The 23,208-nt window shown below is 74.4% G+C and carries 26 protein-coding genes and 1 tRNA gene; 18 read left to right on the top strand and 9 right to left on the bottom strand.

Going from position 1 to position 23,208, the window contains the following annotated elements; genetic code table 11:
* Nucleotides 1–63: 63 nt before the first annotated feature.
* The gene (trxA, locus tag ACN260_RS25995; RefSeq protein ID WP_422753477.1) at nt 64–426 is read right to left on the bottom strand and encodes a thioredoxin; all 363 of its coding nucleotides are present in this window, start codon (nt 424–426) and stop codon (nt 64–66) included.
* 667 nt (nt 427–1,093) lie between these two features.
* Here trxA and ACN260_RS25990 point away from each other — a divergent pair.
* The 10 genes from ACN260_RS25990 to ACN260_RS25945 all read left to right on the top strand — a co-directional run bounded on the left by ACN260_RS25990 (nt 1,094) and on the right by ACN260_RS25945 (nt 8,865).
* Nucleotides 1,094–1,585 carry a hypothetical protein gene (locus ACN260_RS25990; protein ID WP_422753476.1) on the top strand — a complete coding sequence of 164 codons (492 nt, stop codon included), beginning with the start codon at nt 1,094–1,096 and terminating at the stop codon, nt 1,583–1,585.
* Nucleotides 1,586–1,682: 97 nt separating this feature from the next.
* Nucleotides 1,683–2,306 (top strand): TrmH family RNA methyltransferase, encoded by a 624-nt coding sequence (locus ACN260_RS25985; RefSeq protein WP_422753475.1) that lies wholly within the window; start codon nt 1,683–1,685, stop codon nt 2,304–2,306.
* A gap of 143 nt (nt 2,307–2,449) precedes the next feature.
* Entirely contained in the window at nt 2,450–3,151 is a 702-nt protein-coding gene (locus ACN260_RS25980; RefSeq protein WP_422753474.1) for a DUF6758 family protein, read from the top strand.
* A 116-nt stretch (nt 3,152–3,267) separates the two neighbouring features.
* Entirely contained in the window at nt 3,268–3,426 is a 159-nt protein-coding gene (locus ACN260_RS25975; protein WP_165942702.1) for a hypothetical protein, read from the top strand.
* A gap of 6 nt (nt 3,427–3,432) precedes the next feature.
* On the top strand, nt 3,433–4,299 hold the full coding sequence (locus ACN260_RS25970; RefSeq protein ID WP_422753473.1) for a PH domain-containing protein: 867 nt from the start codon (nt 3,433–3,435) through the stop codon (nt 4,297–4,299).
* Between the two features lie 103 nt (nt 4,300–4,402).
* On the top strand, nt 4,403–5,110 hold the full coding sequence (locus tag ACN260_RS25965; RefSeq protein WP_422753472.1) for a SigE family RNA polymerase sigma factor: 708 nt from the start codon (nt 4,403–4,405) through the stop codon (nt 5,108–5,110).
* A gap of 56 nt (nt 5,111–5,166) precedes the next feature.
* Nucleotides 5,167–6,357 carry a hypothetical protein gene (locus ACN260_RS25960; protein WP_422753471.1) on the top strand — a complete coding sequence of 397 codons (1,191 nt, stop codon included), beginning with the start codon at nt 5,167–5,169 and terminating at the stop codon, nt 6,355–6,357.
* A gap of 23 nt (nt 6,358–6,380) precedes the next feature.
* On the top strand, nt 6,381–7,247 hold the full coding sequence (locus ACN260_RS25955) for a PHP domain-containing protein (protein WP_422753470.1): 867 nt from the start codon (nt 6,381–6,383) through the stop codon (nt 7,245–7,247).
* A gap of 40 nt (nt 7,248–7,287) precedes the next feature.
* Nucleotides 7,288–7,902: a MarC family protein gene (locus ACN260_RS25950; RefSeq protein ID WP_204927375.1), complete on the top strand. Its 615-nt coding sequence runs from the start codon at nt 7,288–7,290 to the stop codon at nt 7,900–7,902.
* 126 nt (nt 7,903–8,028) lie between these two features.
* Entirely contained in the window at nt 8,029–8,865 is an 837-nt protein-coding gene (locus ACN260_RS25945; RefSeq protein ID WP_422756832.1) for a RecB family exonuclease, read from the top strand.
* A gap of 37 nt (nt 8,866–8,902) precedes the next feature.
* On the opposite strand, the gene ACN260_RS25940 is transcribed toward ACN260_RS25945, so the two are convergent.
* Nucleotides 8,903–9,760 (bottom strand): oxygenase MpaB family protein, encoded by an 858-nt coding sequence (locus ACN260_RS25940; protein WP_422753469.1) that lies wholly within the window; start codon nt 9,758–9,760, stop codon nt 8,903–8,905.
* A 166-nt stretch (nt 9,761–9,926) separates the two neighbouring features.
* On the opposite strand from ACN260_RS25940, the gene ACN260_RS25935 reads away from it, so the two are divergent.
* The gene (locus tag ACN260_RS25935; protein ID WP_422753468.1) at nt 9,927–10,409 is read left to right on the top strand and encodes a DUF2231 domain-containing protein; all 483 of its coding nucleotides are present in this window, start codon (nt 9,927–9,929) and stop codon (nt 10,407–10,409) included.
* A 23-nt stretch (nt 10,410–10,432) separates the two neighbouring features.
* On the opposite strand, the gene ACN260_RS25930 is transcribed toward ACN260_RS25935, so the two are convergent.
* Nucleotides 10,433–10,561 (bottom strand): hypothetical protein, encoded by a 129-nt coding sequence (locus tag ACN260_RS25930; protein WP_422753467.1) that lies wholly within the window; start codon nt 10,559–10,561, stop codon nt 10,433–10,435.
* An 846-nt stretch (nt 10,562–11,407) separates the two neighbouring features.
* On the opposite strand from ACN260_RS25930, the gene ACN260_RS25925 reads away from it, so the two are divergent.
* Nucleotides 11,408–11,599, top strand: a complete 192-nt coding sequence (locus ACN260_RS25925; protein ID WP_372444632.1) for a hypothetical protein — start codon at nt 11,408–11,410, stop codon at nt 11,597–11,599.
* Between the two features lie 108 nt (nt 11,600–11,707).
* On the opposite strand, the gene ACN260_RS25920 is transcribed toward ACN260_RS25925, so the two are convergent.
* The 3 genes from ACN260_RS25920 to ACN260_RS25910 form a co-directional block, all read right to left on the bottom strand.
* Nucleotides 11,708–12,256 (bottom strand): flagellar biosynthesis protein FlgA, encoded by a 549-nt coding sequence (locus ACN260_RS25920; protein WP_422753466.1) that lies wholly within the window; start codon nt 12,254–12,256, stop codon nt 11,708–11,710.
* 309 nt (nt 12,257–12,565) lie between these two features.
* Entirely contained in the window at nt 12,566–13,027 is a 462-nt protein-coding gene (locus ACN260_RS25915; protein WP_422753465.1) for an FmdB family zinc ribbon protein, read from the bottom strand.
* A 76-nt stretch (nt 13,028–13,103) separates the two neighbouring features.
* Nucleotides 13,104–13,748, bottom strand: coding sequence for a 5-formyltetrahydrofolate cyclo-ligase (locus ACN260_RS25910; RefSeq protein ID WP_422753464.1), 645 nt, complete (start codon nt 13,746–13,748; stop codon nt 13,104–13,106).
* An 85-nt stretch (nt 13,749–13,833) separates the two neighbouring features.
* On the opposite strand from ACN260_RS25910, the gene ACN260_RS25905 reads away from it, so the two are divergent.
* The 6 genes from ACN260_RS25905 to ACN260_RS25880 all read left to right on the top strand — a co-directional run bounded on the left by ACN260_RS25905 (nt 13,834) and on the right by ACN260_RS25880 (nt 20,371).
* A complete protein-coding gene (locus ACN260_RS25905; RefSeq protein WP_422753463.1) occupies nt 13,834–16,095 on the top strand; it encodes a diguanylate cyclase in 2,262 nt (753 codons plus the stop codon).
* A gap of 9 nt (nt 16,096–16,104) precedes the next feature.
* Nucleotides 16,105–17,106, top strand: coding sequence for a UTP--glucose-1-phosphate uridylyltransferase (locus tag ACN260_RS25900; RefSeq protein WP_422753462.1), 1,002 nt, complete (start codon nt 16,105–16,107; stop codon nt 17,104–17,106).
* Nucleotides 17,103–18,395: a gephyrin-like molybdotransferase Glp gene (gene glp, locus ACN260_RS25895; RefSeq protein WP_204927381.1), complete on the top strand. Its 1,293-nt coding sequence runs from the start codon at nt 17,103–17,105 to the stop codon at nt 18,393–18,395. The genes ACN260_RS25900 and glp overlap by 4 nt, the downstream gene beginning before the upstream one ends.
* A 91-nt stretch (nt 18,396–18,486) precedes the next feature.
* Complete coding sequence (locus tag ACN260_RS25890; protein ID WP_088647614.1) at nt 18,487–19,089, top strand: GNAT family N-acetyltransferase; 603 nt, start codon at nt 18,487–18,489, stop codon at nt 19,087–19,089.
* Between the two features lie 184 nt (nt 19,090–19,273).
* Complete coding sequence (locus tag ACN260_RS25885) at nt 19,274–20,071, top strand: hypothetical protein (protein WP_422753461.1); 798 nt, start codon at nt 19,274–19,276, stop codon at nt 20,069–20,071.
* Nucleotides 20,072–20,294: 223 nt separating this feature from the next.
* Nucleotides 20,295–20,371, top strand: a tRNA-Ala gene (locus tag ACN260_RS25880).
* A gap of 76 nt (nt 20,372–20,447) precedes the next feature.
* Here ACN260_RS25880 and ACN260_RS25875 read toward each other — a convergent pair.
* From ACN260_RS25875 to ACN260_RS25865, 3 genes are all read right to left on the bottom strand, one after another.
* On the bottom strand, nt 20,448–21,323 hold the full coding sequence (locus ACN260_RS25875) for a S1 family peptidase (protein ID WP_422753460.1): 876 nt from the start codon (nt 21,321–21,323) through the stop codon (nt 20,448–20,450).
* A gap of 150 nt (nt 21,324–21,473) precedes the next feature.
* Nucleotides 21,474–22,454, bottom strand: coding sequence for a hypothetical protein (locus ACN260_RS25870; RefSeq protein WP_422753459.1), 981 nt, complete (start codon nt 22,452–22,454; stop codon nt 21,474–21,476).
* A gap of 53 nt (nt 22,455–22,507) precedes the next feature.
* The gene (locus ACN260_RS25865) at nt 22,508–23,164 is read right to left on the bottom strand and encodes a 4'-phosphopantetheinyl transferase family protein (RefSeq protein ID WP_422753458.1); all 657 of its coding nucleotides are present in this window, start codon (nt 23,162–23,164) and stop codon (nt 22,508–22,510) included.
* Nucleotides 23,165–23,208: the final 44 nt, after the last annotated feature.

Genomic DNA, 23,208 nt, shown 5'->3' with positions numbered 1-23,208 from the left:
GCGAGTGCGGCGCAAGTGAAACGCCGGCGGCCGGGCCGCCGGGCCCGACCGCCGGCGCGGTGGTCAGTGCTGGTGGTCGGCCAGCTGCTTGCGGACGTCGTCCATGTCCAGCGCCTGGACCTGCTCGATCAGGTTTTCCAAGGCCGACTCGGGCAGCGCGCCGGGCTGGGCGAAGACGATCACGCCGTCCCGGATCGCCATGATCGTGGGGATCGAGCGGATGTCGAACTTGGCGCCCAGCTCCTGCTGCGCCTCGGTGTCGACCTTTCCGAAGGTGATGTCGGGGTGCTTCTCCGACGAGCGCTCGTAGACCGGGGCGAACCGCTTGCACGGGCCGCACCACTCGGCCCAGAAGTCGACCAGCACGATGCCGCTGCTCTCGGTCACCTCGTCGAAGTTGGCCGTGGTCAGCTCAACGGTTGCCATTGGACTCTCCGATCAGCGCGGATTGCTTTTTCCGTCCCGTAGAACCAGGTGGTACCCCGGCAAATTCCCGGGTGGGACGCGCCGAAACCGGCCCGCTCCGGTGCCCCGATCATGCTCATCGAGCTGCATCTGTCGATGCGCGCATGCGGAATGCACTTGCACGACGCATTTGCGTGACGGCCCGTGATGGGAGCGTTTCCAGGGAGATCGCCGCCCGGAGCTGCGAACATGCGCAAACTTGTCGCCTGACAAGGTACTACTCCACCTGCGGAGATCGCTCTCTCGTTGATCGTTAGTGACTCTGAGTATTGTTACGAAAAGATAAATGTGACCTCTGTCTCTGTCCGTTCATCGTCGCGGTGGGGCAGAATCTTCGACATCAGAGCGTGGGCGGCGGGTGCCGGGGAGGGCCCCGCCGCTCATTGCGTCTCCCCCCGGGTGGGCCCGGGAGTGACATTTCGCCGTCACCCGCCGCCCGGTGTCTCCTTAACCACCGGTAAGGCAGGTCGAGTCCACCACCGCCAAGGCGTGTCGGGTCGTGCCCACCGCTGCCCGACGGCGGCGGCGCGCGGGTGCCCGTACCGCGACGCCGGCAGCCGGCCGGCGGATCGTGCCGGGACGGGCCCGGCACCCGTCCGGCGGGCTTATGCTGACGGCGGAGGTCCTGATGAGCCACTCCCTCGCCGGAGAGCCGCCCTCTGCCGGACGGCGTGCCGCACCGCTGACCAGCGCCGTCTACTCCGCCACCGAGTGGGACCTGCTCACCACCCTGCCCGGCCGGGTGCTGGTGGCCGCCGCCTCGCCCGGTCCGGGGCGCCCGCCCCGGGACGTCACCGCCGGCCTCGTCGGGTTGGACGCGCTCGCCGCAGGCCGGGCCTCCGACAGCGACCTCGTCCGCGCCGTGGTCGCCGCGATCTACGCCCGGCACGACGGCGCGACCGCTCCGGTCGGCGGGCCCCCCGGCCCGGCGGACCTGCCGCCGGCCTGCCGGGCCGCCGTGCGGGTGCTGCGCCGCCGGGCCGACCCCGCGGACTCCGCCGCGTACCGGCAGTGGGTGGAGTCGGTGGCGGTCCGGGTCTGCCGTACCGGTGTCCCCGACCCCACCGACCAGCGGTTCCTGGACCGCCTCGGCGACGCGTTGGGCCTGCGCGGGCGGTGAGGGCGCGACGGTCCGGCGGACCCGGGCGGGCGCCCCGGAGGGCATCGGTCGGGGTGGCGCACGGGGCCCGCCGCGGCGGCCGTACCCTCTTGGAACCGTGACCGAGGACCAGCTCGACGTGGGTGTCGGACCGTGGCCGGGCGACCCGCCGGACGACCCGCGCTACGACCCGGAGCTGCTCGCCGCCGGCGACCGGCGCAACGTGGTGGACCGCTACCGCTACTGGCGGCGGGAGGCCGTCGTGGCCGACCTGGACACCCGGCGGCACGAGTTCCACGTGGCCATCGAGAACTGGCAGCACGACTTCAACATCGGCACGGTGGTCCGCAACGCCAACGCCTTCCTCGCCGCCGAGGTGCACATCGTCGGGCTGCGCCGGTGGAACCGCCGGGGCGCCATGGTCACCGACCGGTACCAGCACGTCCGGCACCATCCGACGATCGAGGAGTTCGTCGGCTGGGCCGCCGGGCGGGAGCTGCCGGTGGTCGGCATCGACAACCTGCCCGGCAGCCGACCGTTGGAGACCACCACGCTGCCCCGGCGCTGCGTGCTGCTCTTCGGACAGGAAGGGCCGGGGCTGTCCGCCACCGCCCGCACCGCCTGCGACCAGCTCTTCTCGATCGCCCAGTACGGCTCGACCCGGTCGATCAACGCCGGGGTGGCCAGCGGCATCGCCATGCACGCCTGGGTACGCGCCCACGCCGGCGCCCCGCCCGCCTGACCCCGTCCCGCCCGACCCGCACCGGGCCGGCACCCCCACCGCCGACCGCAGGAAATCGCCGTACGGTCGCTGAGTGGGGAAATGGGCGGCACGTCCGTGGCGGCGGCTTGACGCCGGGCGCGTCACCGGGCCACGGTGGGGATGTGAGTGTCGTGGTGAGTTGTCCGAGGTGCGCGGGTCAGGTACGCCCACCGGACCTGATGCACGGTGAGTCGCGTTGTGTCAGGTGCGGACCGGTGGCCCCGCTGCACGTGCCCGAGCACATCGACGCCGACATCGTGGCGAGCGTGGTGGACCGGTTGGCCGCCGAGAGCGACCCGCGGCGGCCCGCGCTGCCGCTGTGGTGCCCGTGGCCGCTGCCGTCCGGTTGGACGGTGACCGGGGTGGCCTGGGCCGGCGACGAGCCCGGTGGCGTCCGCGCCACGGCCGTCGCGTGCGCCGGGCCGGCGCCACTCGGTGGTGGACCGGCCGAGCTGGTCCTGGTGGCCGAGGAGCCGGGGGTGGGGCTGGGCACCCGGTTCGCCGGGGTGGCCGGTCCGGACCCCGGTCCAGAGTTGACGGAGGTGCTGGCCGGGCCCGGTCCCGGCCCTGGTCACCCCGAGCATGTCGAGCCGGCGCGGATCAGGGTCGGCGGCCATCCGACTCCACTGTGGTTAATCAATTCGGCAACGGATCGAAGCGCGTACGCCGGTGAGGCTCGGGGAATGTGGCTCCATGCGATAGCCTGGCCGGCGAGCGCGGGTCACCTCCTCGCGGAAGATGTCGTCCTGCACGACCTCACCGAGTGGACTCCGCCCGAGCTCGTGTACGGCGCTCCGTCCCCGTACCTGCACGGAGGGGCCTGACGGTCCTCCGGGTGAGTCGGAGATGGGACGCAGATATTCACGCTACGACATCATGCTGATACTCTGGGTGCCGCTGCGGTAAACGGACCCGGCGCCGCGCGAGAGGATGGCCCGCTATGGTCAAGAAGGTCCTCACCTGGGCCGGTATCGCATTCTTGATCTTTTTCGTTGCCTACCGGCCAAACTCGGCAGCGGACGTCTTCAAGTCACTCGGCGGTGGCATCGTGGACATCGCCCAGGGCTTCGGCGACTTCTTCACGAGCCTCGTGGCTTAACCCCCGATGGGCAGCCCCTCCGGACCCCCGTTCGACCCGGACGATCCCGGCCGGGACCGCCGGGAGCGGGACACCGAGCCGATCCCCAGGTACCGACCCGACGACGGGCCGGCCTACGGGTCCGGGGCGGGGCCCACCGGTGGACCGTCCTTCTCGGACGACGCCGGCTACGGCGACGCCCCGGGATTCGGTGGACCGGGGCGGACCTGGGCCCGCGACCCGGAGGCGGGCTACCAGCCGCCGGTCATCTCGGAAGAGGAACTGGCCGGCCTGCGGTCCGACGCCCAGGGCATGACACCCCGCCGGGTGCTCCCCCTGGAGGACGAGCCCAGCTCCCTGGTCGCCCGCTACCTCTTCCCCACCGAGCGCTACCGGGGCGAGTGGAAGCGGCACTGGATCCACCTCGGCACCCCGATCGTCGTCGGGGTGGCGGCCACCTTCGTCCTCGGCTACCTCTCCGGATTCCTCGCCGGGCAGGACGTCGGCGCCCTCACCACCATCGCCGTGCTGCTCTGGTTCGCGGTGATGGGCTGGGTGGCGTGGAAGGTCGCCGACTGGTGGTACGACCGGTTCATCCTGACCAACAAGCGGGTCATGGTGGTCAACGGCATCGTCACCCGCAAGGTCGCCATGATGCCGCTGGCCCGGGTCACCGACATGAAGTACGAGCAGACCCCCACCGGTCGGGCCCTCAACTACGGCACCTTCGTGCTGGAGTCCGCCGGCCAGGAGCAGGCGCTACGGGAGATCAAGAACCTGCCCAACCCGAACGAGCTCTACCTGCGGGTCGTCGAGGAGATGTACGAGCCGCAGGCGGTCGAGGCCCGGTTGGGCAAGGAGGCCGACGAGGCGAAGGCCGACGACGGCGCCTGAACGCTTTCGTCCGTACGTCGGGCGAACTGCCCACCTTCCGCCGTCGACCGGACCCTGTCCGGCGTGACAGCCTGCCAGACAGGACGGGGTGCGGAGGTGAGCGGTGGCCGACCGGGATCCGCTGGAGGACGAGTTCCGCGACTTCGTCGCGGCGCGCTCCGGCGCCCTGCTGCGTACCGCGTACCTGCTCGCCGGGGACTGGGCCACCGCCGAGGACCTGCTCCAGACCGCGCTGACCAAGACGTATCTGGCCTGGCGGCGGTTGGGCGGGATCGAGGCGGTCGAGCCGTACACCCGACGGGTGATGGTCAACACGTCCACCAGCTGGTGGCGGCGTCGGTGGCACGGTGAACGCCCCACCGAGGTGCTGCCCGAGCGGGCCGGGGTGGACGAGATCGAGCAGCAACTCGACCGGGACGCCCTCTGGCGACACCTGCGCATGCTGCCGGCCCGGCAGCGGGCGGTGCTGGTGCTGCGCTACTACGAGGACCTGTCCGAGGCCCAGACGGCGGCACTGCTGGAGATCTCCCCCGGCACGGTGAAGAGCCAGACGTCGCGCGCCCTGAACACCCTGCGCCGCCGGCTGGCCGCCGAAGGGCTGCCCGACCTCGCCGCCGACCCGACCGGCCGCCCCACCCCGGCCGCCCCGACGGCCCGCCCGGCCACCGCAGCCCGGCCCTCACCCGCCGCCCGTACGCCGTCGCCCGACCGGGCCACCGGGGGCACCCGGACACCCGCGCCGCGTCAGGCCCCGGCCGGTGCGGGCACCCGACCGAGCCCGACCACGGCGCTCGCTGCGGAGAGCCGATGAAACCCTCCTCACCCCGGTCGGACAACCGGACCGGCGCCCCCGAGCGTCCATTCGCCGTGACGCACCACGAGCCGCTGGAGCAGGCGCTGCGGGAGACCCTCGTCCAGCGGGTCGCCGTACCGCACCGGCTGCCCGTCGACCCGGCCGGAGTGGCGCTCGGGCGGGCCCGGCGGGCGCGACGACGGCGTACCGTCGCCGGGCTCGCCCTGGCCGGCGTGGCGACCGCCCTGGTCACCGGGGGCATGACCCAGCTCGGCGGGCAGGCGGACCGCCCCACCACCCCGACCGTGGTGCTCGGCGACCCGCGCGGGGTGGCCAGCCTGTCCGCCGGACCGGTCGCGCCCGCCCCGCCGCGGCAACCCGCCGACGGCGGGGTCGACCTGATCGTCGCCGGCACCCTGGTCACCGCCGCCGGGCAGCGGTACGAGCTGGGCGTCGGGCCGGTCGAACGCGCGCAACGGCTGCCCGACCACAGTGGCTGGATGCTGACCGGGGCGGTCACCGCGGCCGGCCGTACCCTCTGGGTGGTGCCCGCCGGGGGTGAGCCCCGGGCTCTGCTCGCCGGGGCGGACGAGATCGCCCTCTCGCCGGACGGCCGTCAGGTGGCCTGGCGTGACGACGGCCGGCTCTTCGCCGCCGGGATCGTCGCCGGTCAACTCGTCGCCCTAGTGACCGGACCGCCCGCCGACGCGGTGCCGGTCCGGCTCGTCGGCGACCGGGTCCTGCTGCGGGCCGGTTCCGCAGGTGGTCACCGGTGGTGGCGGCCGACGCCGGGCGGGTCACCCGGGCCCGTCGCCCCGGACGTCCTCGATGTCTACGGGACCAGGCCGGACGGCCGGCTGGTCGCCCGGGTACGCGCCGGGGCCCGGAGCTGCCTGGCCGTGCTCGCCCCCGACCTGATCCCGGCCACCACCCGGTGCGCGCCGACGCCCGCCACCGACGGTCGGGGTGCGGTCTCCCCCGACGGGCGTTGGCTGCTGGTCAACGGCCGGGTCGCCGGGGCGGACGGCGCGGTCCTGGTCGACCTGACCGGCACCGACCCGCCGGCGCGGACCGCCGGCCCGCTGATCGACGGCGGGGTGACCTGGACGGACACCCGGACGGCGGAGTACGTCGACCGGGACGGCGCGCTGGTCCGGCTGCGTCCCGCCGAGGCGCTGGCGGGCCAGCGGGCCACCCCGACCCCGGTCGCCGGGGTCGGCGACGGCGTCCGGCCGGTGCTGGTGACCGGCACCGACCCGGGGTGACCTGCCCGGGTAGCGTCGGGATCATGCCCGCGCGCCCGTTGATCGACCTGCACGCCCACTCCACCGCCAGCGACGGCACGCTGGGCCCTGCCGACCTGGTCCGGGCCGCCGCCGACGCCGGGTTGGACGTCGTGGCGATCACCGACCACGACACCACCGCCGGGTGGGCGGCGGCGGTCGACGCGTTGCCCACCGGGCTCAGCCTCGTGCGGGGCGCGGAACTGTCCTGCCGCTGGCAGGGTGCCCAACCGGCGCTCCCGCTGCACCTGCTGGCGTACCTGTTCGACCCGGAACACCCCGAACTGGTCGCCGAGCTGGCCCGGGTACGGCAGGCCAGGGAGGCACGCGGGGAACGGATCGTCGAGCTGCTGCGTGCCGACGGGATCGACGTGAGCTGGCCGGAGATCATGGCCGCCGCCGACGGGGGCACGGTCGGTCGGCCGCACATAGCCGCCGCGCTGATCCGGGCCGGCCTGGTCGCCACCACCACCGAGGCGTTCGGCCCGCAGTGGCTGGGGCAGCGGTACCGGCTGCCCAAGGAGGACATCGACGTGTTCCAGGCCGTCGCCCTGGTCCGGGCGGCCGGTGGCGTGCCGGTGTTCGCCCACCCCCGGGCCAGCCGGCGGGGGCGGATCGTCCCCGACTCGCTGATCGCCGAGCTGGCCGACGCGGGGCTCGCCGGCCTGGAGGCCGACCACGAGGACCACACCCCCGCCGAGGCCGCGCACGTCCGGGGGCTCGCCGCCGACCTGGGCCTGCTGGTCACCGGCTCGTCGGACTTCCACGGCAGCCACAAGAGCGTCCGGCTGGGCGCGCACACCACCGCTGTGGGGGCGTACGAGCGGATCGTCGCGGCGTCCTCCGGAGTGACCGGCGTCGCTTCCGGCTGATCCGCGTTTCGCCTGCCAGCGGCACCGCTACCCTCGTCCGGTGGATCTCAAGCTCTTCGGTGAGGTCTTCGTGACCCTGCTGGTCATCGTCGACCCGCCGGGCATGATGCCGATCTTCCTCGCCCTGACCGGACCGCTGCCGGCCCGTGACCGTAACCGGGCCGCCTGGCAGGCGGTCGCGTTGGCGCTCGGCGTCATCGTGGTCTTCGCCGTCGCCGGCCAGACCCTCCTGGCCTACCTGCACGTCGACCTGCCGGCGTTGCAGGCGGCCGGTGGCCTGCTGCTGATCCTGGTGGCGCTGGAACTGCTCACCGGCAAGGCCGACGACCCCAGCCAGCAGGCCACCTCCAACATCGCCCTGGTGCCGCTGGGCACTCCGCTGCTGGCCGGGCCCGGCGCGATCGTGGCGACCATGCTGTTCGTGCAGCAGTCCGAGGGTGTCGGGCAGGTCTCCGCGATCGCCGCCGCGATCGTCGCGGTGATGCTGGCGGTCTGGGTGGTGCTGCGGTTCTCCGGCGGGATCGTCAAGATCCTCCGACCGGGCGGCATCGAGGTGCTGACCCGGATCGCCGGCCTGCTGCTGGCCGCCATCGCCGTGCAGCTCATCGCCGACGCGGTGGCCGCCTTCGTCACCCAGTACGTGAACATGAGCTGATCCGCCCGTCGTGCCGCCGTCGGGCTGTCGTACCGGGCTGGCAGGATCACGGGGGTGCGACGAGCCTCCTCCGCCGGCACCCCCCGGCCCCGCTCCGGCCAACCCGAGCAACTCGGCTTCGCCGGCATGCCCGAACGGCTCTTCACCTGCACACCCAGCAAACTCGGCGCGTACGCCGACTGTCCCCGCCGCTACCGCTACGCCTACCTGGACCGGCCCGCCCCGCCGAAGGGCCCGCCGTGGGCGCACAACTCGCTCGGCGCGAGCGTGCACACCGCCCTGAAGAACTGGTATGCGCTGCCCATTGACCGGCGGCGTCCCGAGGCGCTGCCTGCCCTGCTCAAGGGCACCTGGGTCCGCGAGGGCTACCGCGACGACGAGCAGGAACGGGCGGCCTACCAGCGGGCGCTGGGCTGGCTGGAGGGCTACGTCGCCACCCTCGACCCCGGCGACGACCCGCTGGGCGTGGAACGGGTGGTCGCCGTCAAGACCGCCGTGCTGGCCTTCAACGGGCGGGCCGACCGGATCGACTTCCGCCCCGGCCCGGACGGCCCCGAACTGGTCATCGTCGACTACAAGACCGGCCGTACCGGGCTGGACGCCGACGACGCACGCGGCTCGCAGGCACTCGCCCTCTACGCGTACGCCGCCGAGCGGACGTTCCGCCGGCCCTGCCGCCGGGTGGAGCTGCACCACCTGCCGACCGGCACCGTCGCCGGGCACGACCACAGCGAGGAGTCGCTGGCCCGGCAGCTCAGCCGCGCCGAGGACACCGCACGGGACATCATGGCCGCCGAGCGGGCGGTCACCGAGGGGGCCGACCCGGACGAGGCGTTCCCTACCGTGGCCGGGCCCCGCTGTGGCTGGTGCGACTACCGCCGTACCTGCCCGGTCGGCGCGCAGACCCCCGGCCGCGAGCCGTGGTCGGCGATCGACCGTCCCGCCGCTCCGGTGACCGACTGACCGGCCTCCCGCGTCGCGCCGACCCGTCCGGGGTGGTCTAGGCGACGACGGCGGCGAGGCGGGCGGCACGGGCCTTCGCCGCCTGCTGGATCGGGCTCTCCCGCCAGTTGCGCGGCAGCGCCGTCAGGGCCAGCCGCAGCGTCCGGACGCTCAGGTCGGCCGACAGCGCGGTGGTGGGCAGCCCCAGGCCGCCGTAGAGCCGCCGCGCCCACGGCGGCAGCAGCCCGAGCGCCGTGCCGGCCACCCCGAAGTACGCCCAGCGTGGCGGCCCCAGGCTCAGCCCGAGGCGGGCCGGTCGGCTGAGCTTCCACGGGATCGGCGGGGCGGTCAGGAACAGGGCGGTCTCCGCCGCCTCCTTCGTCATCCGCAGCTCGGGCCGGACCGCCCGGTAGTACTCGGCTACCTCGGCGGCACTGCCGGGCACCCCCGCCGGGTCCAGCCCCACCAGCGCGGCGGCCCGCCGCTGCTCGGCGTAGTACCCGTCCACCTCGGCATCGGTCAGCGGCAGGCCGGCCCGGCGGGCGGTGCCGACGAACGACTCGACCTCGGTGACGTGCACCCAGCGCAGCAGGTCCGGCTCGTCGATCCGGAACCGCTCCCCGGTGAACAGGTCGGTGGCGCGCAGCCGGCCGTGCAGGGCCCGCAACCGCCGACCGGCCCGCTCGGCCTCGGCGGTGGTGCCGTAGACGACCGTGTCGACGTACGTGCCGGTGCGGACCAGCCGGCCCCAGGCGTCCGACCGGTAGTTGCTGTTCTGGGCCACCCCGGCCATCGCCCGGGGGTGCAGGGCCTGCAGGTAGAGGGAACGCAGGCCGGCGACGATCAGGATCGGCTCGTCGTGCACCTTCCAGGTGACCGAACCGGGACCGAAGAGGCCGAGATCGTCGGTGTCCACCCGTCAACAGTGCCACGCCCCGCCGGGAACCGCCGGCCGTCGGAGCGCCCCCCGGGACGCCGCCGGGTGGGGTGAACCGGAACGGTCTTAGCCGCGTGTACGCCTGAAGGGCAGGTCGCGACGTACGCTGTCTGCCGCAACCCGCATTCCACGCTCGGAGGTGTCGGTGTTCAAGGAGATCAACGGTCTGCCCGGTCATGTCCTGGTGGTCCACGCCGTGGTGGTCTTCGTGCCGCTGCTCGCGCTGCTCGCCAGCGCGTACGGGCTGATGCCCCGCTGGCGGCCCCGGCTCGACTGGGCGGTGGCCATCCTGGCCGTGGTCACCCCGGTCCTCGCCTGGGTGGCGACCGAGTCGGGGGAGGCCTTCGAGGCGGCGCTGCGGGCGAAGGGCTACTCGCCCGAACTGCTCGCCAAGATCCACGAGCACTCCGAGTACGGCGAGACGCTGCAGTGGTTCACCATCGGCCTGGCCGTGGCGGCGTTGCTGCTGCTGGCGGTGACCAGCAACCGGGTGCGTACCCCGGACCTGCCCGCCTGGACGACCTGGGTACTGACCGCGATCACCGTGGTGCTGGCCGTGTTCGCCCTGGTCTACGTCTACCTCACCGGGGACAGCGGTGCCGCCTCGGTGTGGAGCAACACCTTCTGACCGGTGACCCCGTCGGTCGGCGGTCAGAACAGCGCCCGTGAGCAGAGCAGGCAGAGCAACACCAGCAGCACGACCCCGACCACCGCGCCGACGCCCCAGGTGATCCGTTGCGCCTGCTGTTCCGCGGCGTCCATCGCCTCCATGTCCTGCACCGGCAGGGTGCGGGCCGGGGTCGCCGCCAGGTGTACGGGGGGACGCCAGCCCGGCGGCGGGGGCGTGGTCGGCGGCGGCCCGGCGTAACCAGCCGCGCCCGCCCACCCCGGCCCTGACGCCGCCCTGCCCGTCCCCGGTGCAGGCCGACCCGACTGCGGTACCGGCCCGCCCGTCCTCGGCAGGGGTCCACCCGTTTCCGGTGCCGCCGGGCCGGCTGCCGGTCTGGACGTCCCCGGGCCGGACCCCGCGTCGGACGGCGGGCCCGGAGCAGGCTGGCCGGGCATCGGGCCGGGCTGGTCGGGCTGGCTTGGCGTCGGGTCGGGCTGGCTTGGCGTCGGGTCAGGCTGGCCGGGCGTCGGGTCGGGCTGGCCGGGTACCGGGCTCGGCTGGTCGGGCGGTGCGGAGGGCTGGTCGGGCGGTGGAGCGGACGACTGAGCCGGAAGGCCCGACGCCGACCCGTCGGCCGGGTCGGCCCAGGGCGACGGTGCCGGCGGGGATCCCGCGTCCGTCGCGGCTGCGGACCCGGCCCCCGTTCCCTCTCCCGGGTCGGCGTCCGTCTGTTCCGCCGTACCCGCGTCGCTCGGCGGGGGCATCGGTCCGGTGGGGGAGGGGGTGGGCGGGCGTCGCCAGTACTCGTCCTCGGGGCTGGCACCGCTGGGCGTCGTCACGCCGTCCGACGCTACCAACGCGAGGAGCCCGTCAGCAGGTTCGACGCGGCGATCTTCGACCGGCGCACGCCGTACGCCGGTGCGGTGCGGTCGGCTTCACCCGCCTGCTGCGGTCCGGGTGGATGCCGGAGAAGCGCCTTCGGTGGTGCGCCGGGGTGTGGCCGGCGCGGGGTAGTGTTGCCGATCGTGATCCCCGAGGACCCGGCCGGGCATGGCGTGCCCGGCGACGACGACCGCACGGTCGACCTCAGCGACGACTTCGTGGTGCTGCCGGAGCAGACCACCGACGACACCGACTTCGGTTGGGGTGAGCGCCGGGGCGGCAACGACGACTGGTTGCTCGCCGAGCGCCCCCCGCACTGGAGCTGACCCCCGGGGCCGCCCGACCGGGCATGCCTTCGGCAAGATCCACTCAATGGGGTCGATGGTGCGGTGTCCGAGGTGGGCGATACCGCAATGTCGGCCCCGACGAGTAGATCATCCCCGGATGACGACGCTGAATCGGCTGCCTTCCGGCTGGCCGACCGAGCGCTGCGCCTGATCGGGTCGGACGGCCAGGTAGAGCGCGGACGAGCCGTCGACCGCGTTCCCACCCACCACGTCGAGCACCAGCGCGTCGGCTGCCAACAGGACCGTCTCACCGGCGTTCCGTCCCGCCGGGAGCACGAGCAGGTCGACCCGCGCGCCGGGGCGCAGGACCGCGAGGGCGGCCGGCTCGGCCAGGCGTACGGGCACTCCGACGAAGCCGCTCGGCAGCGGCAGCGCGGCCGGAGTCTCCCCGTCGGCGGCTCGACCGCGAGCCGGAGCGGACCGGTCATCGTCCTGCCCGTGCGGGGTGGCGATCCCGTCGGCACCCGTACCTCTGTGGGACGTGGTGGGTGCAGGCCGGCCAGTGTCCAGGACGATCACCGCCAGCCCCAGCAGAACGGCGACCAGCACCGCGCGCAGCAGGGTCACCCCACCCGGCCGGCGCGGCCAGCGCAACGGTCGTAGCGAGCCGTCGCCGTTCGCGCCCGTGGCCGCCATGGCCCACCTCCGCCTGTCCACCGGGATGCCCCGGTGGCGTCCCGGCTCAGCAGGCTAGGCGGAAACCGCGCCCCTCACGAGCCGTTGTCCACAGCCTGTGGACAACGGCTCGCCCTGTGGAAAACCCACCCGCCCCGACCGCCCCGGCCCGGCCCCCGCCCCGGCCCCCCCAGCCCCGGCCCCCCAGCCCCGGCCCCGCCCGGCCGGGTGATCAAGAGGTTCGCGTCATCCGCAGAGATCCACTTGACGCAAATCTCTTGATCAACCCGGGTGGGCGGGCGGGGGTGGGTGCGGGAGGTCGGGTGGGGGTCAGGAGGAGGTGCTGGTGGCGGGGGACTTGGTGGAGCTGGACGAGCCGGACGCCGACGATCCGCCCGAGCTGGACGATCCGCCCGAGCCGGAAGACGCGCCCGAGCCGGAAGACGCGCCCGAGCCGGACGACGAGCCCGAGCCGGACGACGAGCCGGAGGAGTCTCCGCCGGACGAGGAACCCTCCGACTTCGCCGGCTTCGCCGCGCCGCCCTTGCCCTCGCTGCCGGAGGCCCGGGAGTCGGTGCGGTAGAAGCCGGAGCCCTTGAACACGACCCCGACCGAGTTGAAGACCTTGCGCAGCCGCCCCTCGCACGCGGGGCACTCGGTCAGCGGCTCGTCGGAGAACGACTGCACCGCCTCGAGCTGGTGGCCGCACGCGGTGCAGGCGTACTGGTACGTGGGCACGTTCTCCTCCGGATCTGGTACGGCCGGTTGGCACTCGACGTATTCGAGTGCCAATGGTGCGTCATCGGACCCGGGTTCGTCCAGCGGGCGTGATCGTCATCCGCCCACCGGGTGTCCCCGGACCGCAGCGTCAATCCGCCGAATGATCAACGGAGGTGGGCGGCGGAAGCGCGAGGAGCCCGTCCGACGGGGTCAGCGCGGCGCCCACCGGCCGGTCGTGCGGCTGGCCGGGCAGCGCCTGGAGCAGTTCGCCGTCGTGCAGCAGCGCCACGGTCAGGGTGGCCGTCGGCACCCGGGCCAGGGCCCGGTCGTAGGAGCCGCCACCCCTGCCCAGCCGCAGGCCGTGCCGGTCCACCGCCACCGCCGGCACCACCACCAGGGTGGCTCCGCCGATCGCCGTCCGGCCGAGCCGGGGGCCGGCGGGCTCGCGCATGCCCCGGCCGGCGGCGACCAGGGAGCCCGGCCCGGCGTACGCGGCCCAGTCCAGGTCGAGGTCGTCGCACAGCACCGGCAGCAGCAGTTCCGCCCCGGCCGGCAGGGCGGCCCGCAGCACGTCGGGCAGGTCGGGGCCGCCCGGCTCGGAGCCGACCGGCACGTACCCGGTCATCCGGGCCGGCCGCAGCCGGCGTACCAGTGCGGTCAGTTCGGCCTGGACGCGCGCCGCGGCGGCGGTCCGCCGGGGTGCGGTGAGTGCCCGACGGCGGGCGAGCAGCGCGACCCGTATCTCGCGTTTTGCCGCGTGGACGGCTTCCGCTTCATCAGAAAAATCGGGCACGCAACACTCCTGACGCAACGCTGTCAATACCGTCGCTCTGTGTCAGCATCGCAGGAACGGGCCTGGAACTTCCGGGGGGACAGCGTTGACGCTACGCGGGCGGTTGACGGCGGCCTTCCTCACGGTGGTGCTCGGTCCGGTGCTGCTCGGCGCGGTCTTCGTCGGCACCACGCTGTCGACCGTGGACCGCAGCCGGTCCACCGAGCGCCTCGGTCTGGCCGCGTCCGCCGTGCGTACCTCGATCGACGCGCTCTGCCAGCAGTTGCGGGCCGCCGCCGACGCGGTGGCCCTGCGCCCCGACCCGGCGACCCGGGCGGGCGCCGCCGGTCAGGTGGTCAGCCGTGGCCTGGCCGCCGCCGTGCTGGTCACCGACGTGGCCGGCGGCACCACGTACGCCACCCCGGGCGGGCCGGCGACCCCCTGGCAGGACTGCGCGGGGACGGCCCGCAGCGGTGGACCGGTGCGGGCGCTGAGCGCCCGGGTGGACCTGCGTGACCCGGCCGGCACGCCGCTCGGCACGGTGGCCGCCGCCGAGGTGGTCGACCCGGCGTTCGTGGCCCGGCTGGCCGCCGCGACCGGCGTCGCGGTCACCCTGCTCGACGACACCGCCGGCACCGACCGGATCACCCACACCACCGAGACCCGTCGGGTACGCGGGGCGGTGCTCGCCGCCGCCGGATCCCTCGACGGCGACCGGGTCACCGAGACCCCGGACGGCCGGTACGTCAGGCGGCTCGGGCCGGCCCCCGGGCAGCCGCTGCCGCTGGTGCTCTCGGTCGCCGGTGAACAGCCGTCGGGTCTGCCGGCGGTGCTGGTCGGGGCGGTGCTGCTGGCCGCCGTACTGGCCGTGCTGACCGCGTGGCGGCTGGCCCGGGTCACCACCCGGCCGCTGGTGGAGTTGGCCGGGGCGGTGGACCGGGTGGCCCGGGGTGACCTCACCACCCGGGTGCCGGTGCGCAGCCGGGACGAGATCGGCCGGCTCGCCGCCGCGTTCAACCGGATGATCCGGGAGACCGCCGGGTACGTGACCGCGCTGACCAGTAGCCGGGACCAGTTGCGCGGGCATCTCGGGGTGCTCGGGGACACCCTGGCCAGCACCCACGACCTGCAACGCATCCTGCGGGTGATCCTGCACAGCGCCATTGCGGCGACCGGGGCGCGGGCCGGGGCGGTGCTGCTGCGCGACGACGCGGCGACGCTCGTCGGGCAGTGCGCCGAAGGGCTGGCCGGGCGCTGCCCGGCGGGCACCGAGCCGGAGGAACTGCGGGTGCCGGTCGGCGCGGGGGTGGTCGGTTCGGTCGCCGCCACCGGCGAACCGCAGCGGGGCCGGGTGCCGCCCGGGGCGACGCCGCCCGGCGAACCGTGGTGCGAGACGTACGTGGCGGTGCCGTTCACCGCACCCGGCGGGGACGCCACCGGTCGGCAGCCGGCGGTCGGCGTGCTGGTCCTCTACGACCGGCTGGGCGGCGACGAGTTCGACGACGACGACCTGGCCACCCTGCGGACCTTCGCCGGGCACGCGGCGGTGGCGGTGGAGAACGTCCGGGTGCACGAGGAGGCGCAGCGGCTGTCGCTGACCGACCCGTTGACCGGGCTGTGGAACTACCGCTACCTGCGTGAGTCGTTACGTCGGGAGGTGGAGCGGGCCAGCCGGTTCGGTCGGATGCTCAGCATCCTCGTCCTCGACCTGGACCGCTTCAAGGCCGTCAACGACAGTTACGGACACGCCGCCGGGGACGCGGTGCTCGCCGAGTTCGCCCGCCGGGTACGGGGCGAGATCCGCGAGGTGGATCTCGCTTTCCGGCAGGGCGGCGAGGAGTTCGTGGTGCTGCTGCCGGAGACCGACGCCCGGGGCGCGGCGACCGTGGCCGAGCGGTTGGGCGCGGCGGTGCGGGACACCCCGGTCGTGGTGCCGGGTCACGCGGGCGGCCCGACGACGATCGCGGTGTCGGTCTCCATCGGCATCGCCGTCTATCCCGACCACGCCAGCACCGGGGTGGAGGTGCTGGACGCCGCCGACGAGGCGTTGTACGCGGCCAAGGGCGCCGGCCGTGACGGCTACCGGGTGGCGACCGCCCGCCCCCGCCCGGTCCCGTCCGGGGACGGTCCGGCGGCCGAGATCGCCGTGCCGGCGGGGGCGACCAGCCCGGACGACGGCCTGCCCCGCGCCGGGCCGCCCCCCGTCGAAAGGCCGCCCGTCCACCGGCCGTCCCCCGACCGGGGGCCCGTCGACGACCTGCCGGCCGACGATCCGACCGGTCGGCACGCGGTCGGCGCTCCCGGTGTGACGCAGCCGGGCGGCGCGTCTTCCGGTCCTCACCCGCCGCGGCAGAGCCGTGGCCGATAGTCTCGCGGCATGTCGGAGCACTCAGCGAACCCCTCAACGACCGCCGCGACCGGTCGCGCCCGCGCGGTCAAGGCCGTGATCCCGGCCGCCGGCCTGGCCACCCGGTTCCTGCCGGCCACGAAGGCGGTGCCCAAGGAGCTGCTACCGGTGATCGACCGACCGGTGCTCCAGTACATCGTCGAGGAGGCCGCCCAGGCCGGCATCGGTGACGTGCTGCTGATCACCGGGCGGGGCAAGACGTCGATGGTGGACCACTTCGACCGTCGCCCCGACCTGGAGGCCCGGCTGGAGGCCAAGGGCGACGCGGACCGGCTCGCCGCGGTCAAGCGCCCCAGCGAGCTGGCCGAGATCTACACCTGCCGCCAGCCGGAGCAGCTCGGCCTCGGCCACGCCGTCGGGTACGCCGAGTCGCACGTCGGCGACCAGCCCTTCGCGGTGCTCCTCGGCGACGAGTTCGTCAAGCCGTCCGAGCCGCTACTGCCGGCCATGTTGGAGCTCCAGGCCCGCACCGGCGGGGTGGTGCTGGCCTTCTTCGAGGTCGACCCGGCCGAGACCAAGCGGTACGGCATCGCCTCGGTCGCCCCGGCCGAGGCCGAGCTGACCGACATCGGCGAGGTCGTGAAGGTCACCGGCATGGTGGAGAAGCCCCAGCCGGAGGACGCCCCGAGCAACCTGGCCGTCCTCGGCCGGTACGTCCTGCCGGGGCGGATCTTCGACGCGATCCGGCGTACCGAACCGGGCAGCGGCGGGGAGATCCAGCTGACCGACGCGATGGAACTGCTGCGCAGCGAGGGGGTGCCGGTGCACGCGATCGTCTACCGGGGCACCCGCTACGACACCGGCATGCCGCTGGGCTACCTCCAGACAGTCGTGCAGATCGCCGCCGAGCGGGAGGACCTCGGCACCGAGTTCCGCGCCTGGCTGACCGAGTTCGTCAACAACGGCGACGAGACGGTCACGGCGGCCATCCTCAACGGGGTACGCGACGCGGCGGGCGGCTCCGGTACATGACCTCGACGGCCGACGCCGAGGCGGCCGCGAACGAGTTGACGCCGCTCGCCGACTACCTGGGCAGCGTGCTGCGCAGGTTGCGCGCGCTGCCTCCGCTCGACCTCGACCTCACCCAGGCGTACGGCAACGTCCTCGCGTCCGACGTCGTCGCCCCGCACTCGTTCCCCGCCTTCGACCAGGCGGCGGTGGACGGGTACGCCGCGCGCTGGGAGGACCTCGTCGGGTACGGCCCGGTCCCCACCCAGGGGCCGGGCCGTCCGGTACGCCTCAACGTGGTCGGTGACCTCGGGGCGGCGAGCTGGCGGCCGGTCCGGCTCACCCCCGGCTCGTGTTTCTCGGTGGCCGCCGGCGCGCCCATGCCGATCGCCGCCGACGTGGTGGTGCCGGTGGAGTGGACCGACCAGGGCATGGCCGCGGTGGAGATCTTCCGGACCCCCAAGCGGGGGTACGGCGTCCGCCGCGCCGGTGAGGAGCTGCCCGCCGGCACCGTCCTCGCCCGGGCCGGCACGTACGTCGCCCCGGCGCTGGTGGCCGTGTTCGCCGCCACCGGCATCGGGCACGTGGTGGTCCGGCCCAGCCCCCGGGTGGTCATCGTGGCCACCGGCGACGAACTGGTCGACGTGGGCCGGGGCAGCCAGCCCGGTCAGGTGGTGGACGCCAACTCGCACGCGTTGACCGCCGCCGCCGCCGAGGTGGGCGCGTTGGCGTACCGGGTGGGGATCTGCGACGACGACCCGGAGGGGCTGCGCGGCCTGCTGGAGGACCAGACCCTGCGGGCCGATCTGATCATCACCACCGGCGGCACCGGCACCGGCCCCGGTGACATGGTCCGGCGGATCCTGTCCCGTCGCGAGGGGGGCCGGGCCGGGCCGGTGACGTTCACCGATGTGGCGCTGTACCCCGGTACGGCCCTCGGGTTCGGTACCGTCGGCGCCGAGGAGGTGCCGGTGGTGTGTCTTCCCGGTGAGCCCGGTGCGGCGTTGATCGGTTTCGAGGTGCTGGCCCGGCCGGCGATCCAGCTGCTGGCCGGTGCGGAGCCGGTGTTCCGGCCGAGCGTACGGGCGCACCTGCTGGAGACCATCTCGTCGCCCGGCGGGCTGCGGGAGTTCCGGCCCGCGCACGTGGCCGAGCGGCGCGGCGGGGGCTACACGGTGCAGCCGCTCAGCGGTGGCCCCTACACCCTGTCCGGCCTGGCCGAGGCGAACGGCCTGATGGTGCTCGGCGAGCGGGTGACCACCGCGGCGGCCGGCTCCACCGTGGACGTGCTGCTGCTGGACCGGCGGCGGTGAGCCGGTCCGGGCGCGCCGAAGCCCCGGGCGCGGACGGGAGGTCGGCGCGGTGAGCTGGTTCGGGCGGGCACCGGGCTGGCCGGTGGTGCTGATGGACGGTCCGGTGGTGCTGCGGCCGTACCGCCGTTCCGACGCCGGTGCCTGGTCGTCGGTGCGCCGGGCGAACCGGGCCTGGCTGGCGCCCTGGGAATCGCACCTGCCGGGCAGTTGGGACGAGACGAACTCGCCTGCCGCGTTCCGCTACGTGCACGCCGACCAGCGGCGCTCCGCGCGTACCGGCGAGGGGATGCCGTTCGCGGTATGCCTGCGTGAGGACGGCCGGGAGCGGCTGGTGGGGCACCTGAACGTGGGCAGCATCGTCCGGCGGGCGTTCTGCTCCGGGTACGTCGGCTACTGGGTGGACTCCCGGGTGGCCGGGCGCGGGGTGATCCCCACCGCGATGGCGCTCGCCGTCGACCACGCGTTCGGCCCGGGTGGACTGCACCGGGTCGAGGTGAACATCCGGCCGGAGAACAAGCCGTCCCGGCGGGTGGTGGAGAAGCTGGGCTTCCGCGAGGAGGCGTACCACGTCCGCTACATGCACATCGACGGGGCCTGGCGTGACCACATCGGATACGCGATGACCAGCGAGGAGGTGGCCGCCGAGGGCGGTCTGCTGGCCCGCTGGCACCGGATGCGTCACGACGCCGGGTGAACCGTCCCACGCGTGGGATGCGGCGCGGCGTGTCGGCATCCCGGTCGGTGGCCCGTAACCTCAAGTAACTGCAAGCTGCGGCAAGCGCTGCCCGGCCGCAGGATCTGCGCCCAGGACGAGATTTCGGGGAAGATCCTGCTGTCGACCGGCGGTTGCCCCGAATTCGGTGACGGGAGGGGTGAGGGTGCCGACCTCGGTGCTCCTCGCCGTCCTCGCCGCCGCCGGTCTGCTCGCCCTCGCGCCGGCACTGGTCCGCCGGTACGACGCCACCGAGCGGCTGGTGGCGGAGCGGGCGCAGTCGACGGCGCGGGTGCTCCAGCGCCGCCGGCGCCGTCGTACTGTCCCCGGGCGGCGGCCGGTCAACCAGCCCCGGGCGCTGGTGGTCACCCTGGCCGAGGACGCCGCCACCGGAAACCTCGGCGTCCCTGTCTCCGCGCCGCCGGCCCGCCGCGCCGCCCCGTCCGCCAAGCGTCGGTCGGGTCGCCTGCGGGCCGTGCCGCCCGCCGCCCGGCAGGCCCGCCGCCGTCCGCCCCGGCCCCACACCCCGGCCGTCTACCGGCGACGTCGGGTGCTCGCCGCACTGCTGCTGCTCAATTTCGTCGAGCTGGTCGGCGTGATCGTGGTCAGCCCCGGCTTCTGGATCAGTTTCTCGGTCACCGCCACCCTGCTCGCGGTGTACGTCGTACACCTGCGGCGGCGGGCGCTGGCCGAGCGTCGGCGGCGGCGGCTGCGCGCCCGGGAGGCCGCCTGGCTGGCCGCCCGGCAGGCCGAGGTACGCCGGGAGCAGGCCCGTCGGGCGGCGGCCCGCCGGGAGGCGCAGCGCCGTCTCGCCGCCCAACGCGAGGCGGTACGCCGTACCGCGATGGGCCTGGACCGGCCGACCGACCTGCCGGCGGCGGCCAGCGGGGGCGGCTCGGTGTCCTACCGCCGCTCCGGCGGCCTGCGTGGCCGCCCCTACCAGTCCGGCCGCGACCCCCGCTGATCCCGGCCCGCCCTGATCCCGGCCCGCCCGGCGATCGACTCGTTTGGGCCGAAACAGCGGCTTCCGGGCGGTCGGAGGCCGCTACCTGGGCCCACGGGCGCGGGCGGGCCGCGGGCGGGCACGGCGGGAGGGGTGATTCGCCCGGGGGGCGGGTGGGCTGTTAGTCTTGGCGCCGGCCCGCCCGGTGAAAGCCGGGTGGGACCGATGCCGGTCCGCCGGCGGAGGGGCTGTGGCGCAGTCCGGTAGCGCACCTCGTTCGCATCGAGGGGGTCAGGGGTTCGAATCCCCTCAGCTCCACCAGGAAGTTCATGATCAAGGGCGGGTCTCCGAGCGGGAGGCCCGCCCTTGATCATGTGACCCGGGTCGGCGGGGCCGCTCAGGGGAGGGTGACCCCGTAGGCGGCGAGGATCTCGGCGACCGGCTGGTAGTAGGTGGTGCCCCCGCTGGTGCAGTTCCCGCTGCCGCCGGAGAGGATGCCGATGATCACCCCGGTCGCGGCGACGTAGAGCGGGCCGCCGCTGTCGCCCGGCTCGGCGCAGATGTTGGTACGGATCAGCCCGGACACGCTGCCCTCGGCATAGTTGACCGTCTGGTTGAGGGCGGTGACGGTGCCGCACCGCACCCCGGTGGTGGAGCCGCTGCGGCAGACGGCCTGCCCGACGTACGCGGTGCCGACACCGTTGAGGGTGAGCAGCCCCGGATAGGTGTAGACGGCGCTCGGGTGGCTGACCCTGCCCGTGTAGCGGACCAGGCCGTAGTCGTTGACCGGGAAGCTGCTGCCGGTCCGGGTGCCCAGCACGGTCGTCTGACCGCTGTCGGCGTACCAGGTGGTGGCGGTGGCGGTGCAGTGGCCGGCGGTGAGGAAGTAGTACGTGCTGCCGCTGTGCACGTTCGCGCCCAGTGAGCACTTGGCCCCGCCACCGTAGATGCTCTGCCCACCGGCGATGAGCAGGCGCAGCCGGCCGGGTTCACGGCGCACGTCCGCGCCTTCCCGCGCGGCGAGGGCACGCAGCGCGCGTAGCTGCTCCGGTGCGACGGTGTCGTCGACGGTGAGCGTCGGCCGCCCGGTCGTCGGGTCCGGGCCCCACGCGGTGCCGGCGGTGCGTACCTGTGCCAGCCCTGCCGCGACCGCTGGGCCTTCGACGCCGGGGTGGGTGGCGGCCGGGTGGTCGACGCCGGCGTACGCGGCGGCCGGGGCCGCCGGCAGCAGGGTGACGGCCAGGGCCAGGGCGACGAGCGAGAGACGACGCATCCCCCACCTCCAAATCGATCGCTGGGGGTCGATGCGTTAAGCATCCGCCGGTGCCGGACCCGATTCAAGGCACGGCAGCGATCCCGGCCTCCACGACACCGGCGGGCCGACCCCCCGTACCGGGGACCGGCCCGCCGGACGGATCGGTGATCAGGGCTTCCAGGAACCGGCCGCCTTGAACTTGTGCTGGTACTCGACGACGCCGTTCTTGTCGGCCACGTCGAACACCACCGAGCCGGCACGCTTGCTGCCGGCCGGGATGCCGCTGCCCGAGTCGAGCAGGTCGCCACCGCAGCCGGAGAACGCGCCGGCGAGGCCGTTGACCGTGGTCCCGTCGTCGGCCACCCACTGGAAGTAGAACGGGTTGATCGACGAGGTGCCCTTGGTCACCGTGGCGGTGACGTCGGCGATCAGGTAGATGCCCTTGTTCGGTGGCGGCGCGAACGAGCGGCAGCCCTTGGTCGAGGTGCTGAAGCTCCGCAGGGTGATCTCGATGGTGCCGTCGTCGTCGCTGATCACCAGCGTCTGGCCGGCCCTGAGGTTGAACGCCTGGTCGGTGGACGACGGCGCCGCCGACGGCGGGTCACCGGGCAGCCCCGGCACCGCCGTGACACCGGGGGTGGGCAGCGAGGGCTGGGGCTCCCGGGCCGCGTCGTCGGTCTGCCTGCTGCCGGCGACCATCAGGGCGATGATGCCGCCGCAGCAGAGCAGCACCACCAGGGCGACCACCAGGCCGACGACGATCCAGACGTTCCTGCTCGACGACCCGGCCGGCTTCGCCGGACCCAGCGGATAGCCGGGTCCGCCGGGTGGCGGCGGATAGCCCCCGCCGGGCGGCGGGTAACCCCCGCCGGGCGGTGGATAGCCCCCACCGGAGACCGGCGGGTAGCCCGCGCCCGACACCGGTGGGTAGCCCGCGCCGGAGACCGGCGGCGTGCCCCCGGGCTCGTACGACGGTTGCGGCGCCCCCGACACCGGCGGCGGCGCGTACGGCGACGGCGGGGCGTACGGGTCGGAGTAGGGCGGCTCGGGGGCCGGGGGCGGCGGGGCGGTCGGGTCGACCGGGTAGTACTGCCCGGGGGGCGGCTGGTGCGGGTCCTGGGGCCCGTAGGGGGGCTGGGGCTGGTTCACCGTACTCCTCGTTCGACGGTCGGCACTCGGGGAAGCTGGGTGGCGGCAACGGGTCAGGGCAGGTGCAGCACGGCCGCCGTACGGACCAGGTCGTCCTCGACCGCGAACCGGCCGGTGACCACGGTGGGCGGGTCCGCCACCGTGGCCGCCGACACCCGGGCCGGGGCGATCCGGGCGGTGAAGACCCCCGCGTCCGGGTCCAGGTCGACGGTGGCGTCCAGGAAGTCCAACCAGGAGCCCACCACCGGATGCCAGACCTTGTAGACGGTCTCCTTGGCGCTGAACACCACGATCGGCCAGTTCACCCCGGCGGGGAGCCGGGCCAGCCGGTCCTTCTCCTCGGGGTGCAGGATCATCCGGTGTACCCCCGGGTCGAGGTCGCGCTGCCGTTCGGCGTCCATGCCGACCGCGCGCAGGTCGCTTCTGCGGGCGACCGCGGCGGCGCAGTAGTCCCGGGTGTGGGTGATGGTGCCGATCAACCCGGCCGGCCAGACCGGTGCCCGGCTCGGTGCGGTGGGGACCGGCATGGCCGGCAGGCCGAGCGCGGCCATCGCCCGCCGGGCACAGACCCGACCGGCGGTGAAGTCCCGGCGCCGGCGCTCCACCGCCCGCTCGCCCAGCCCGGCCCGTTCCTCCGGGAGCAGCTCGCCCACCCAGTCGGCGGTCCCGGCGACCGCCACCGAGACGGCCGCCGGCAGCAGGTCACGCATGAACCCACCCCTTTCCGGTACGACCACGCCCGGTCCGCCCGGTG

The sequence above is a fragment of the Micromonospora sp. WMMD708 genome (assembly GCF_049315245.1).
GTDB classification, from domain to species: Bacteria; Actinomycetota; Actinomycetes; order Mycobacteriales; family Micromonosporaceae; genus Micromonospora; species Micromonospora wenchangensis.
Note: the sequence above shows the minus strand (reverse complement) of the source record. Positions and strands in the feature narration are given on the sequence as shown.

Coding starts and splice junctions, on each gene's coding strand:
- trxA (WP_422753477.1), bottom strand. CDS start 426: ATGGCAACCGTTGAGCTGACCACGGCCAACTTCGACGAGGTGACCGAG.
- ACN260_RS25990 (WP_422753476.1), top strand. CDS start 1,094: ATGAGCCACTCCCTCGCCGGAGAGCCGCCCTCTGCCGGACGGCGTGCC.
- ACN260_RS25975 (WP_165942702.1), top strand. CDS start 3,268: ATGGTCAAGAAGGTCCTCACCTGGGCCGGTATCGCATTCTTGATCTTT.
- ACN260_RS25970 (WP_422753473.1), top strand. CDS start 3,433: ATGGGCAGCCCCTCCGGACCCCCGTTCGACCCGGACGATCCCGGCCGG.
- ACN260_RS25955 (WP_422753470.1), top strand. CDS start 6,381: ATGCCCGCGCGCCCGTTGATCGACCTGCACGCCCACTCCACCGCCAGC.
- ACN260_RS25945 (WP_422756832.1), top strand. CDS start 8,029: ATGCCCGAACGGCTCTTCACCTGCACACCCAGCAAACTCGGCGCGTAC.
- ACN260_RS25920 (WP_422753466.1), bottom strand. CDS start 12,256: ATGGCGGCCACGGGCGCGAACGGCGACGGCTCGCTACGACCGTTGCGC.
- ACN260_RS25900 (WP_422753462.1), top strand. CDS start 16,105: ATGTCGGAGCACTCAGCGAACCCCTCAACGACCGCCGCGACCGGTCGC.
- glp (WP_204927381.1), top strand. CDS start 17,103: ATGACCTCGACGGCCGACGCCGAGGCGGCCGCGAACGAGTTGACGCCG.
- ACN260_RS25890 (WP_088647614.1), top strand. CDS start 18,487: ATGGACGGTCCGGTGGTGCTGCGGCCGTACCGCCGTTCCGACGCCGGT.
- ACN260_RS25875 (WP_422753460.1), bottom strand. CDS start 21,323: ATGCGTCGTCTCTCGCTCGTCGCCCTGGCCCTGGCCGTCACCCTGCTG.
- ACN260_RS25865 (WP_422753458.1), bottom strand. CDS start 23,164: ATGCGTGACCTGCTGCCGGCGGCCGTCTCGGTGGCGGTCGCCGGGACC.